Annotated in this window: 12 protein-coding genes and 1 other annotated feature; of the genes, 5 read left to right on the forward strand and 7 right to left on the reverse strand. The window is 42.9% G+C overall.

Annotated features, from left to right (window positions below; all coding sequences use genetic code 11):
• The first annotated feature begins 69 nt into the window (after positions 1 to 69).
• Positions 70 to 1,398: a CoA-disulfide reductase gene (locus tag MHB67_RS10870; protein ID WP_103131978.1), complete on the forward strand. Its 1,329-nt coding sequence runs from the start codon at positions 70 to 72 to the stop codon at positions 1,396 to 1,398.
• 63 nt (positions 1,399 to 1,461) lie between these two features.
• On the opposite strand, the gene MHB67_RS10875 is transcribed toward MHB67_RS10870, so the two are convergent.
• Positions 1,462 to 2,238: an SDR family oxidoreductase gene (locus MHB67_RS10875; RefSeq protein ID WP_025093017.1), complete on the reverse strand. Its 777-nt coding sequence runs from the start codon at positions 2,236 to 2,238 to the stop codon at positions 1,462 to 1,464.
• Positions 2,239 to 2,250: 12 nt separating this feature from the next.
• A complete protein-coding gene (locus tag MHB67_RS10880; protein ID WP_025093016.1) occupies positions 2,251 to 3,201 on the reverse strand; it encodes an MBL fold metallo-hydrolase in 951 nt (316 codons plus the stop codon).
• Between the two features lie 169 nt (positions 3,202 to 3,370).
• Positions 3,371 to 3,582, forward strand: a binding site (T-box leader).
• A gap of 41 nt (positions 3,583 to 3,623) precedes the next feature.
• Between MHB67_RS10880 and proC the strand changes: the two genes are divergently transcribed.
• Positions 3,624 to 4,451: a pyrroline-5-carboxylate reductase gene (gene proC / locus MHB67_RS10885; protein ID WP_024428040.1), complete on the forward strand. Its 828-nt coding sequence runs from the start codon at positions 3,624 to 3,626 to the stop codon at positions 4,449 to 4,451.
• 35 nt (positions 4,452 to 4,486) lie between these two features.
• On the opposite strand, the gene MHB67_RS10890 is transcribed toward proC, so the two are convergent.
• A complete protein-coding gene (locus MHB67_RS10890; protein WP_073206218.1) occupies positions 4,487 to 4,966 on the reverse strand; it encodes a DinB family protein in 480 nt (159 codons plus the stop codon).
• A 107-nt stretch (positions 4,967 to 5,073) separates the two neighbouring features.
• A complete protein-coding gene (locus MHB67_RS10895) occupies positions 5,074 to 6,687 on the reverse strand; it encodes a M20/M25/M40 family metallo-hydrolase (RefSeq protein ID WP_073206220.1) in 1,614 nt (537 codons plus the stop codon).
• A gap of 140 nt (positions 6,688 to 6,827) precedes the next feature.
• Between MHB67_RS10895 and namA the strand changes: the two genes are divergently transcribed.
• Entirely contained in the window at positions 6,828 to 7,844 is a 1,017-nt protein-coding gene (gene namA / locus MHB67_RS10900; protein WP_080780811.1) for an NADPH dehydrogenase NamA, read from the forward strand.
• Positions 7,845 to 7,964: 120 nt separating this feature from the next.
• Positions 7,965 to 8,729, forward strand: a complete 765-nt coding sequence (locus MHB67_RS10905) for an alpha/beta hydrolase (protein WP_103131974.1) — start codon at positions 7,965 to 7,967, stop codon at positions 8,727 to 8,729.
• A 46-nt stretch (positions 8,730 to 8,775) separates the two neighbouring features.
• Here MHB67_RS10905 and MHB67_RS10910 read toward each other — a convergent pair whose 3' ends face one another.
• Entirely contained in the window at positions 8,776 to 10,083 is a 1,308-nt protein-coding gene (locus tag MHB67_RS10910) for an aminotransferase class I/II-fold pyridoxal phosphate-dependent enzyme (RefSeq protein ID WP_342492515.1), read from the reverse strand.
• A 138-nt stretch (positions 10,084 to 10,221) separates the two neighbouring features.
• Positions 10,222 to 11,151 carry a ribonuclease Z gene (gene rnz / locus MHB67_RS10915; protein ID WP_056767266.1) on the reverse strand — a complete coding sequence of 310 codons (930 nt, stop codon included), beginning with the start codon at positions 11,149 to 11,151 and terminating at the stop codon, positions 10,222 to 10,224.
• A gap of 221 nt (positions 11,152 to 11,372) precedes the next feature.
• Here rnz and zwf point away from each other — a divergent pair, with 221 nt between their 5' ends.
• The gene (zwf, locus tag MHB67_RS10920; protein ID WP_024422901.1) at positions 11,373 to 12,848 is read left to right on the forward strand and encodes a glucose-6-phosphate dehydrogenase; all 1,476 of its coding nucleotides are present in this window, start codon (positions 11,373 to 11,375) and stop codon (positions 12,846 to 12,848) included.
• A gap of 47 nt (positions 12,849 to 12,895) precedes the next feature.
• Here zwf and MHB67_RS10925 read toward each other — a convergent pair whose 3' ends face one another.
• On the reverse strand, positions 12,896 to 13,618 hold the full coding sequence (locus MHB67_RS10925) for a GntR family transcriptional regulator (protein WP_024422902.1): 723 nt from the start codon (positions 13,616 to 13,618) through the stop codon (positions 12,896 to 12,898).
• Positions 13,619 to 13,788 lie beyond the last annotated feature (170 nt).

The following is a 13,788-nucleotide window of genomic DNA, read 5'->3' on the forward strand; positions in this document are numbered from 1 at the left end:
AGCATTAAAAAAAGGAATATGAGGGTAAATAAGAGTATTCAGTACGATAGATAGAAGGGAGCACACTAAATGAAATATGTGATGATTGGCGGAGATGCAGCTGGAATGAGCTGCGCTATGCAAATATATAGAGAGGATCCAAATGCATACATTGTCGCTTTTGAAAAAGGAGAGATTTTCTCATATGGACAGTGCGGACTCCCCTACTTGATCGGCGGTCTCATTGATGATCACAGAAAGCTGATCGCACGCAGTGCTGAAACCTTTCGTGAGAAATATGGAATTGACGCCAGATGCTTACACGAAGTGACCTCCATTGACCCAGAGCAAAAAACAGTGTCGGGTCATCATACGAAAACAAAAGAACCCTTTACAGAACGCTACGACCGCCTCTTAATTGCGACAGGAGCAAGCCCTGTCACACTGGATTTAGACAGCCAGCCATTAGAAGGCGTACACGTATTAAAAACCATCCCGCATGCGCTGTCCATTTTAGACCATTTAGAAAAGGACATCACACATGTCACGATCATTGGCGGTGGATATATCGGCCTTGAAATGGCTGAAAATTTAAAAGCGCTCGGAAAAAACGTACATATCATTCAGCGGGGAGCAGCACTCGGCCCGGGCTTTGACTCCGATATGGCAAAATACCTTAAAGAAGAGGCTGACGCCAAGGGCATTCACGTATCGCTTGGAGAAACGGTACAGCAATTAGAAGGCAAGTCACATGTCACAGCTGTTATCACAGACAAACAAACCATTCAAACAGATATGGTCATCATGGCCATCGGTGTCACTCCGCAAACCTCCTTTTTACATCATACCGGAATCAAGCGTCTTCAAAATGGCGCTATTGCAGTAAATGAATACATGCAAACCAATATAAAAGACATTTATGCTGCCGGTGATTGCGCGGCAACCTATCACCGCATCAAAAAATCACTGGATTATATTCCGCTCGGCACAACTGCGAATAAACAAGGGAGAATCGCAGGCTTTCATATGACAGGGACAAACCGGGCGTTTCAAGGCGTGACTGGAACAGCCGTCATGAAATTTATGGACGTGACAGCGGGACGAACAGGCTTATCAGAAAAAGAAGCAAAAGAGGCGGACATTCCTTTCTCCGTCATCACCATTGATAGTACAGATCACGCGAAGTATTACCCAGAAGCGCAGAAAATGAAAGTGAAACTGATTTACAGAAGCGATGACCATACCTTGCTTGGTGCCCAAATCATCGGCAGAAACGGTGTAGATAAACGGATCGATATCGTGGCGGCTGCCCTTTACCAAGAGCTGACCATAACAGATCTTGAAGATTTAGATATTAGCTATGCACCGCCGTTTAACAGTGTATGGGACCCGCTTCAGCAAGCGGCAAGACGGATATAGAAAGTGTCACAATGAAGCCATACCTCAAAAAAAGAAACCAGTTCAAAACCGGTTTCTTTTTTGTTATTTTTTCATCATCGCTTTTCGTGCTGCTTTTTCAAATAAAAATGGGAATAACTGATACAATTTGCTGCCAGCGTTCATCCAGCCAGGCAGATTAATCTCTCTCTTTTTCGTCATCATGGCAGATACGACCTTCCCTGCCACCTTGTCCGCACTCAGCATCATAAAATCAACGTTCTTCACATATTCACCGCTGCGGTCAGCGATGGTAAAGAAGTCTGTGGCAATTGGTCCTGGGTTGACCGTCGTCACGTGAATGCCTGAGTCTGCCAGCTCCATTCTGAGGCTGTTTGAAAACCCAAGAACGGCATGCTTTGATGCGGAATAAATAGCTGATTTGGGTGTCGCAATCTTTCCTGCCTGGGATGCGATATTGATAATATGTCCCTGCCCTCTTTGTTTCATCTCAGGGATGACCTTTTTCGTGCAGGCGATTAAGCCAAACACATTCACCTCAAACATCGACACCATTTCCTCTATGGAGGCATCTTCGACGAGATCGAATACGCCAAAGCCGGCATTGTTGACCAAAATATCGACCGGCCCCACTTCTTCATACGCGCGATCAATGTCCTCAAGCTGGCTGACATCAAGCTGAGTGATGTGACACACCCCGCCAGCACTCATAATTTTTTCTTTCACACTAGTAAGCTTTTCCACTCGTCTTGCTGAAATAATGACCTCTGCGCCTTCTTCTGCTGCCAAGTACGCCATTTTTTCACCAATGCCCCCAGATGCGCCAGTAATCCAAATCCTTTTTCCTGTCAATCGCCCCATGTGTCTCACTCCTTAGTTTGCTCTGTAATAGACGATTCCGTCTTTTTGCATTTCTTCAATTCGCCCAGCCTCTAAGAGCACATCCAGCTGCCCGACTGTCTCAGACATCGTTAAAAACAAGGCCTCTTCATACATCACAGGAAATAGCTTGCGGCAAAGATGAAAGGCCGTCATTTCTTTTTGTTTAAGCAGCTGATACATCGTATTTGCTCGTTTCTCTTGTTTCTTAAATCTTTCTTCAATCAATTCATGGTGGGACGTGATGAGCTGACCGTGTCCTGGATAAATCGTCTTGATTGGCAGACGCAATAACCGATTGAGTGATGCTTTATATTGAAGCAGTGATTTTTGACGTTCCTCACCCTCATAAGGTGCTTCCATTAACGGATTTGAAGAAATGGTCGTCAAAAGCAGGTCACCGCCAATAAAATTCCCCGTTCTTTCATCTAAAAAGGAAAGATGAGACTGTGCGTGTCCGGGTGTTTCCATCACAAAGAAGTGTTCATGCCCGCTTAAACGATCACCTTCTTTTATGATCTCATCTACATGTGAAGTACAAGAATATGTATAAGATTGCTTCACCATTTTTTCACACTCATTTTGCCGAAGCGGGACACCTAACTGCTGAAAAAAAGGAATCATAAAGTCCACTTGGCGCTGCTTAAACACTGGATCCTGACTAATATACGGCTCATTTAGCTGGTGTCCGATCACACGGACATGAGGTTTCATCAGATTTAACAGACCGACATGATCTGCATGATGATGGGTCAGCACCACCTGATCAATATCGTCTATCGATAAACGATGTTCTTTTAATTGCGTGACAAAAGCATGCTCTGCCTCTTCTGTCATCGGCCCGCAATCTACTAAGGTTACGGCCTCTCCTTTTAATACATATGCATACACATCCCCAACAGCAAACGGCGTCGGGATGGATAATTGAATGATGTCTTCTTTCACTTTTATACGTCATCTCCTGCTTTTTGACTCATGATTGTGGGTACTTAAGCCTTCTTACTTCATTGTATCTTGCAAAAGGCAGACTGTCATGCGGTTTAGACGGGCAATTTTTTTAACTGCCCCTATTGACATAAACTTGTCCATCGTTGCATAATGAACAACAAATATATGATGCGCGATGACAAGGATTAGTAAGCAAAATAATGATGCAAGAGAGTGAGGTCCGCCGGCTGAAAGACTTCACCATCCTCTTATTTGCTGAACCTGCCCTTTGAGCTGTTAGGCAAACCTAAACGTTTCCCGCGTTAAGGGACTAGAGCTGAGTATGCATGTTTGCATGCTAATTGAGGGTGGTACCGCGAAAAACCTTTCGTCCTTTTCAGGCGAGAGGTTTTTTTATTTTCTACAAGGAGGAGCAGCTTATGAGTAAAATTGGATTTATCGGTGCAGGCTCAATGGCAGAGTCTATGATCAAAGGTTTATTAAAAAGCGGCATGATGTCGAATGAAGATATCATTGTGACAAACAAAACGAATGAAAAACGATTAGAGGAATTACAGGCGCGTTATGGGGTCAAAACGGATTTCGCTCGGTCCTTTATTTATGAAGAAGCGGATATTCTCGTTTTTGCCTTAAAACCGAAGGATGCAGAAAGCGGAATTTCTGAAGTCCGTCCTCATTTACATGGACAGCTGATCATTTCTATTTTAGCGGGTATTTCTATTGAAACGATTCAACACTATGCTGGCGGAAAGAGTGCAGTCGTTCGTGCGATGCCAAATACATCAGCGGCGATTCAGCAGTCAGCAACTGGTATTGCCGTAAGTCATGAAGTGACAGAGGAGCAAAAGAAAAAGGCCGTCGAGCTGTTTGAAACGATCGGGCATGTCACAGTATTAGATGAATCGCAACTAAATGCTGTGACAGCCATCGCAGGCAGCGGCCCTGCCTTCATTTATCATTTGATTGAAGGAATGGAGCGAGGTGCTTCAGAACTTGGAATGGACCAAGCAACTGCGAAATTACTCATTTGCCAAATGATTGCGGGCGCCGCTAATATGCTTCAAGACAGCGGAAAAGAGCCGGCCGAACTGCGCAAAGAAATCACAAGTGAAGGCGGAACAACAGAAGCCGGCCTGAACACACTGGCTGCCTATCAATTTGAAGAGGCCGTTGTCGATTGTGTCAAAACAGCCACTAAACGCGCAGCAGAATTAAATGAAATGTTTTCAGCAAGTACGTATAAATGAAATTGAAAAGCACCTGTTTTGATGACAGGTGCTTTTCACTGCCTCATTGACATGATGGCTTTGATTTGATCCAGATGATGTTGTTCATGTAAAGCGATGGTTTCAGCTAATACTTGGACGGTCATCACTCCTTCTTCCGGATGCAGACCGGATTGTTCCCATATATCTTTTTCTAATAGCCGAAGCGTGTTGTTTCTTCTCTCTTTCATCCGTTTGATCAATGCTTTGATCTCCTCTGCGTTATACCATTCATACGCTCTTTCTTTCACATACATTTCAGGATCATATGATTGAAAAGGCGTGTGATGATCTGATATCGCCTGCTCTATCCGCTCTGACCAGACTTCTTCTGTGTCATACAAATGCCCGGTGAGCTGCTTAATTGACCATTTATCCTCCCCTAAAGATCGATCCAGTGTATAATCATCACAAGCCTCCACTAGCTTCTCTAGTTCACTCATACTTTCCTGAAGCGATGTGATGATGTCTGTTTTTGTTAATTTCCCAGTTTCCATTTAATTTTCTTCCCCCCCTTCAAATAAATGTAAGTCTTCTTTAATATCATCTTCTATTTATTAAATAGAAGCCCTATCATCAAGATAGAGCTCTTCATTACATCTACTTATTTTTTCTCTAATAAAGCATGAATCGTTGATTCTAGCAATTCTGGCAAAATGCCAAAAGAGAACGAGACGTGCAGCCGCTCTGTCCATTTGTGCGGGTCCTTTCCTAGTGGACCTACGTTGATGACTGGAACGTAAAGGGCTTCCTTTTCTCCTTGCGGTAAAGAATAGCCTTTTTGGTAAAGCGGCATATTGGTTGTATAATGACCTACTTCCTGCTTTTCGAGCTGTAAGTAACTTAAATCAGACAATCCCGGGAAATATTTCACTTCCTCTACTTCAAGTCCATATACCTCTTTTGCCTCTTTTTGAATCTTCTTGAATGTCTTCTGAATATGCGGATCTTCTGTTGAGGACACCGAAGGGTAAAATGGCGGACTATAAAATAGAACAATCAGCGGTCCTTCTTCCTTACATAGCGTCGTCAGCTCCGAGACAATTTTCGTTGAAAAATCACGATCTCCAAGTTCACCTCGGTTGGCGAATGCATAGTTGACAATGCGCTCGACTTCCTGTTCACCAGAGCGTTCTGCGGCTTTTTGATACAGCTCGTGATACGTAAGAACCGTCACCTGAGTGTCAATTGGAGTAAAGTGTTTAAAGCGCTGAAAGTCCGCTGTTTTTTGCTGAAGATTGGCCTCGATTTGGTCTGCTGCTTGTTTCGCAGTTTCATAGAGAAGTCCGTGCAGTTCTTCACTTGAACGTTTCATCATGAGCACATTAAATAAAGATACGGCTGTGTGAGGTGTTTGAACGGAATAGGCTTCTTTCAAGTCCTTTTGCATTAAGTTCGTTGGAGGCGGTGTTACTTCACCATCTACTTCCTCACAATAATCACTATTGAGCTCTAACAGCCTGTTTAGTTCAGATACCATAAAATTCGCATTTAAGCCTGAGAAAGGCTCTCCTACATGTGTTTCAATCCCTTTACAGAAAAATCCAGCTAATACCTTTCCTATGCTGCCTGTATACATATAATGATGTTCATCCCCTGGATACTTTTCAAACATCGGCTCACTGTTTAAACACGCGGTATAGTCAAGATCATGTTTTTCTTTAAGCTCTTTTAATTTCGGCACAGCCTCAAGCATTCCTTGTGAATTCACTTCTTCATCAGGAACTGTGACGAGCAGGATATTTCCATCAAATGTTCCTGTCATCGCCCTTTCCAGCATAGAAAGCTGTACGGTGAGACCTGCTTTCATATCCATGGCCCCTCTTCCAAACAGCCAGTCGCCTGAAGCAAGGTCCTCTCTTGCCCTCTTTGGAAGAAGCTCACTTTTTTGCGAAAAGGAAGCCATTAACTCTTCAGGCTTGCATGCCATGTTTTGAAATTCGCCGTAATCTTCTGTATCGACTACATCAAAGTGACTAAGAAGCAGCACGGTACGCCGCAGCGTACTGCGCTTCACAAGTGCCGTTAAATAATACCGGCCATCTTTCATCGGATGCAAAGCCAAATGATCAGGGTTCTGCTCAAAATAAGGCCGCTCCCTTAACAAATAATATAAATATTCCGCTAACGCGACTTCTCCTGTTGTACCTGATATGCTTTCATACTGCATAAGAGCTGTCAGGAGCTCCCTTAGTTCACTCTCTGTTTGCCATTTCATCCGTTCTCCCCCTTTGATGTCTCTATCTCTCCATTATACAAAAACGTGTATAAAAGCTATATTCTTTGAGCACCTTTTATGACGAAAGTTTGAATGGCTGTTATAATCGGCTATACAATTCCATGAGGAGGCGAAGGTATTTGGAAACAAAACTCTTTTCACCTTGGACATTAAAAGGTGTTACACTGAAAAACCGCATCGTGATGTCCCCGATGTGTATGTATTCATCCTATGACCGTGATGGGAAATTACAGCCTTTCCACTTCACACATTATATTTCCCGTGCACAAGGTCAGGCTGGTCTCATCATGGTGGAAGCAAGTGCTGTATCTCCTGAGGGAAGAATTAGTGATCAAGACCTCGGTATTTGGAGCGATGAGCACATTGAAGGATTCGCTTCATTAAACGAACAAATCAAAGCATACGGAACGAAGACAGCCATCCAGCTAGCCCATGCAGGACGTAAAGCTGAACTTGATGGAGACATTCTTGCACCATCAAGCATCCCATTTGATGAAACATCTAAAACCCCTGTCGAGATGTCTGTTGATCAAATCAAAGATACCATTCAGGCGTTTCAGGATGCAGCTGTACGGGCAAAAAAAGCGGGTTTTGACATCATTGAAATTCATGGTGCACATGGCTATTTGATCAATGAATTTCTTTCACCGCTGGCGAACCACCGAACAGACGACTATGGCGGTTCACCAGAGAACCGTTATCGTTTCTTAAGAGAAGTCGTAGACGCAGTCAACGCCGTATGGGACGGACCTTTATTTGTCCGTGTGTCGGCTTCTGATTACACGACAAAAGGACTTGATATTGCAGATTATATTGGGATTGCCACTTGGCTCAAAGAGCAAGGTGTCGACTTAATTGATGTCAGCTCAGGTGCTGTCGTGCAGGCGAAAATCAACACATTCCCCGGTTACCAAGTAACATTCGCAGAGAAAATAAAAGAAGGAGCCGGCATTCAAACAGCAGCTGTCGGTCTGATTACATCTGGTATACAGGCAGAGGAGATTTTACAAAATCATCGTGCGGATTTGATCTTTATTGGCAGAGAATTTTTACGGGATCCATACTTCCCGAAAACAGCTGCTCAAGAGCTCCGTACATCCATCGAAAGCCCGCGTCAATATGATCGCGCTTGGTAAAAGCTCTTAGGAAAAAAGGTGTCTATTTTTCGAAATAGGCATCTTTTTTGTTTTTAAGAGAAACATATCTGCCTTTTGTGCCGTCTTTTAGCTAAAGAACCACTTAGAGGAGATGGAAGAATGAATTCGGCAATGATTGAAAAAATGTATCATATAGATGGACACCACTTTTATACAAAACATCGTCAAGGCAAAAGGCAAGCCACGATTATCTTTGAAGCAGGCTATGGCATTTCTAGTGATACGTGGTCGAATATGGCACGTGATATTGACCCAGAGCTTGGGGTTTTCTTATACGACCGTTTAGGAAATGGAAAGAGCAGTGAGAGCGGTGAAGGAAGAACCTTGCATGACCTCGCTGATGATTTAGATGCACTGCTGAAAGAAGCCAATATTCAGCCGCCATTTCTTATTGTCGCTCACTCATTTGGCTCTCTTGTCAGCCGGTTATGGGCAAGCCGCAGAGGAGATGATGTCATTGGTATAGTGCTGTTAGACCCGGCAAGTGAGGAGCAAGAGCAGGTGATCCTGCCGCTTTTATCAAAGGAAGAACGCACTTCATATATGGCGCAGTTTACAGCAGAATGTACGCATGAGGACTTTCAGCAAATGTTAAGCACAATCAAAGAGGAGCAAACCCATTATGGAATGATGCCGCTTCTTGTCATTTCATCAGGTAAGAGCCGATTGTTTCACCCAGCTCACGAAGCTTGGCTCAGACTTCATAAACGCATGCTGTCTTTGTCATCCCAAAGCGGATGGATTCAGGCGCAAAACAGCTCGCACTATATTCATCATGATGAACCGCATATTGTACAGCTTGCTATCTATGATGTATGGTGCGCAGCCAAACAACCTGTCTCCTATTATCAAACTGCTAATTAAAATAAAAAACTCCTTGACCCGTTATGAGTCAAGGAGTTTCTTTTATTTATGCCGTTGGAGCAGATTGACTTTTTTCTGAAAGCAGCTTTTCAATGCTGACAAGCTGAACACATAATGTAAAGATGTCGATCGCTTGCTCTAGTTCTTCAAGAGCCGGAAATGTTGGTGCAATGCGAATGTTACGATCAAGCGGATCTTTTCCATATGGGTATGTTGCACCTGCACCTGTCATTGTGACACCTGCTTCTTTTGCTTTTTGCACAACAGCTTTTGCACAATGATCAAGTGTATTTAAACTAATGAAATATCCGCCATTTGGCTTGTGCCATTCAGCAATGTCTTTCCCGCCAAGTTTTTCATCAAGAATGGAAAGAACGAGGTCAAATTTCGGCTTAATGATCGCTGCATGCTTTTTCATATGTTCCTTCAAGCCTTCTGGATTCTTAAAGAAACGAAGATGTCTTAGCTGATTAATTTTGTCTGGTCCGATCGTTTGAATCGATAATTGCTTTTGAGTGAAGCTTACATTGTCAGGGCTAGACGCCATCAGTGCAACACCTGAGCCTGGGAATGTAATTTTAGACGTAGACGCAAACATAAATACACGGTTCGGGTATCCTGCCTCTTCAATTGCTTGAAAAATATCTTTTAACGTATCAGGTGTATCCGTTAGATGGTGGACTGCATATGCATCATCCCAAAAAATGCGGAAGTCGTCTGCTTTTGTTTTCATTGAAGCTAGGCGGTCAACGACTTCATCTGAATACGTAATGCCGTCTGGATTGCTATATTTAGGTACACACCAAATGCCCTTAATCGCTTCATCTTCTGCGACCAATTTTTCTACCTGATCCATATCAGGTCCATCAGCCTTCATATCGATAGTGATCATCTCTATGTTAAATAGCTCACAAATGGCAAAATGACGATCATACCCTGGGCTTGGTGCAAGGAATTTTACCTTTGGCAGCTCTCCCCAAGGTGTTTTGCTGTCACATACGCCGTGAGTCATCGCACGTGCAATGGTATCATGCATCATATTCAGGCTTGAATTACCGCCGATGATAATTTGTTCTGGCTTTAAATTGAGTACATCTGCAAAAAATTTCTTCGTTTCAGGAAGGCCTGTCAAGCCGCCATAGTTTCGCACATCTGTGCCATCTTCAGCTGTCATTGCATCCTTTGATGTCACAACATCGAGCATGCCCATAGACAAATCGAGCTGTTTTGGTGAAGGCTTCCCTCTAGACATGTCTAAGTGCAAGTTTTTACTTTTGTAAGTTTCATACTCATTTTGTAGTGCCACATATTGGTCATTCAATTCTGCTTCACTTAATGCTGTAAAACCGCTCATCTTTGATTGTGCCTCCCGTATTCTTCATGGTTTAATTCGTCATTTGTTTTTCTTCACCATTTTACCACTACCTGAAAAAGAGCGTCATCATAAATATCAAAAAAATCACACAACTTTTTTTGACGATTCATCCAATTTTTACAGGGTGCGTTCAATGGGGAAAGAAGAGAAATCATGTGCAGCTTCTGTCAGCGGGAATATATCGCGGGCTTCTTTCAACAGTTGTTTCAGTGCCTCTTCTCCTTGGTACCGTGCACTTATATGGGTCAAAATGAGCCTTTTTGCGCCTGCTTCCTCTGCTGTTTTCGCTGCTTGTTCTGTTGTACTGTGATAATAATTGTAGGCTAAATCTGCATCTTCTTTACCGAATGTTGCTTCATGGACTAACACATCCGCATTTTTGGCAAGCCTTGTTATATTCTCGCACAAACGGGTATCTCCTGAAAATGCAACGATTCTCCCTTTTTTAGGGGGTTCCAAATAATCGGTTCCATCAATGGTTCTTCCATCTTCGAGTGTCACGGTTTCCCCATTTTTCAACTTCTGATACAAAGGTCCAGGTTTTACACCGATTTCTTTTAGGTCTTCAGCTTTTAATGAACCAGGCATATCTTTTTCCACAACCCGATAGCCGTAAGCTGGAATCCCGTGAGAGACTCTTCTTGCTTCTACTTGAAAGGTATCATCTTCAAACACGACCCCTTCATCTATTTCTATGATATGCAGCGGATATGTCAAATGCGTTTGCGAGGCTGAAAGTGCTGCGTTCACAAAGGCCTTGATGCCCTTTGGTCCATAGATCGTCAATTCATCCTCCCCGCCTTGAAAGGATCTACTGCCAAGGAGTCCCGGAAGGCCATATACATGATCACCGTGCATATGTGTGATAAATATTTTCTCGATCTTTCTCGGTTTAATCGTTGTATGTAAGATTTGGTGCTGCGTTGCTTCTCCGCAATCAAAAAGCCACACTGCATTTCTTTCTTCTAAAAGCTTTAGCGCTGTGCAAGTGACGTTTCTTGTTTTTGCAGGAATGCCTGCACCTGTTCCTAAAAAGAGCAGTTCCATTACTTTTCCTCCTAAAGCCGGTATACAATATCTTCATTCATATAGAATACATGAAGACAAGGTAAATGTGAATTCAGCGGAATTTTTGAAAAAAGTGAAACGAGAGCAGAAAAAGTCGAATCAAATGTTTGCTTTACGAACAATGAACCTTTAAAATAAAGAAAATGTACATACAATCTCGGTTTTTACAACAATGCTACGAATAAAGTGAGGTACTTCTCGTGAATACAGAAACTAACAACCCTAAAGCAGTCATTGTCATTTTTGGCGCAACAGGAGACCTTGCCAAACGCAAGCTCTACCCTTCTATACATAGACTTTATCATAGCGGAAAGCTAGGTGATCAATTCGCTGTTGTCGGAGTTGGACGCCGTCCGTGGTCTCATGAGGACCTCAGAGCTGTGGTAAAGGAATCTGTTTCTTCTGATGATGCAGAAGCGAAAACAGAGGAATTCATTTCACATTTCTATTATCACGATTTTGACGTATCAAGCCCTGCTTCCTATCAAGCGCTTAACACGCTTTTAACAGGCCTTGAAGATACGTACAGTATTCCAAATAACCGCATGTTCTATTTAGCCATGGCACCGGAATTCTTCGGAACGATTGCGAAGTTCCTAAAGAGTGAGGGCGTATCAGAAACAACCGGCTGGTCACGACTTGTCATTGAAAAGCCATTTGGGCATGATCTGCCAAGTGCCAAAACATTAAATGAAGAAATTCGTGATGCATTCACAGAAGATCAAATTTATCGTATTGACCACTATCTTGGTAAACAAATGGTTCAAAACATTGAGGTCATCCGCTTTGCGAATGCTATCTTTGAACCACTTTGGACAAACCGCTATATCTCAAACATTCAAATTACATCCAGTGAATCATTAGGGGTTGAAGACCGGGCTCGATATTACGAAAATTCTGGTGCACTAAGAGATATGGTCCAAAACCATATGCTTCAAATGGTTGCCCTTTTAGCAATGGAGCCGCCAATTAAACTCAATACAGAGGAAATCCGCAGCGAAAAACGGAAAGTATTGCGCGCTCTTCGTCCTTTTTCTAAAGATGAGGTCGATCAATTCTTTGTCCGTGGACAGTATGATACTGGTACGATTGATGGCAGCGAGGTTCCTTCTTATCTGAAAGAGCAAAATGTTGACCCGAACTCAAACACAGAAACGTTTGTGGCAGGGAAACTGCTGATTGATAACTTTAGATGGGCCGGGGTGCCATTTTACATTCGGACAGGAAAACGGTTAGAAAAGAAATCTACTCAAATCGTAGTTCAATTTAAAGACATTCCAATGAACCTGTACTATGGAAACGGAAATGCCATGCATCCAAACTTACTTGTCATTCACATTCAGCCAGATGAAGGCATCACCCTTCACCTGAATGCCCGCAAGCTGGATGGCGGCACGTATGCGAAACCGATTAAGCTTGACTACCAAACAAACTATAACGACATCATGAATACACCAGAAGCATATGAAAAGCTGATTCATGACTGCTTGCTAGGCGATGCAACTAACTTTGCTCACTGGGACGAGGTGGCACTTTCTTGGAACTTCGTTGATCCGATTTCTGAGAAATGGGCAGAAAGCAAAACATTAAAACCAAACTATCCTGCTGGTTCTATGGGGCCGAAAGAAGCTGATGAGCTTCTAGAAAAAGATGGATACCATTGGTGGAATATATAAAATCATATGAAAAAAGAGCAGTCTCCCTTGGGGGTTCTGCTCTTTTTTTAACGTCCTGTTTTCGTGATTTCAACCGTTGAAAAGTCAAATTTATCATAGCGATGATGGCTAAATGAATATTCAAACGGCTGCCCTGCGTTTAAATAAGCAACCTGCTCGACTTCAAGCACAGGATCTGTTGGGTCACACCCTAAATACTGCTGATCCAGCTGATCTGATTTAGCCGCTCTAATTTTCTTGTGCGCACCTGCTATTTTTAAATGAAGCTGATTTGAAATGTAGCCATAGATAGAACCCAGTAGAACTTCTTCATCTATGCCCTTAATGAGATTGACAGGCATAAACGTTTTTTCTAATACGTAAGGCTCTTCATCCACAAGACGGAGCCGGATGATATCATAAACAGGTGTGGTTGAGTCAATAGACAGATGGGCTGCCACCTCTTCGCTTGGAAAATGGACATCAAAATGAATGATTTGAGTCGTGACGTTTTTATCCGCCATGACTTTTGTGAACCCTTTATTTTCATGGCCCGATACATTGATTGCCCCTTGATTGAGCGCTGCCTTTACAATAAATGTACCATGGCCTCTTTTTCTAAAGAGCAGACCTTCTGCAACGAGAAGATCAAGCGCACGTTTCATTGTCATTCTGCTGCATTGAAATTCGGCGGCAAGCGAGTTTTCATCTGGAATGGGTTGATCTTCTGGATAATAGGCTGTTCCTATTCGTTTTCTGATTTCTTCTGAAATGAGTTCGTACTTCTTCATCTCACACCACCAACTGACTTGTTTTTTCATAGCGCTTTATTCTAGAAGGAAATATGGCGTTTTTTAGCCTTCCTCTCATTTTACACTAAGGGATGTGAGCTTAAAAGGTGCCAGCCATTTTTGTTTCATCCACTTACCATCACATAAGAAAAATACTTGCTCTTTTCAAG

Source organism: Bacillus sp. FSL H8-0516 (assembly GCF_038635285.1).
Classification (GTDB): Bacteria; Bacillota; Bacilli; order Bacillales; family Bacillaceae; genus Bacillus; species Bacillus safensis.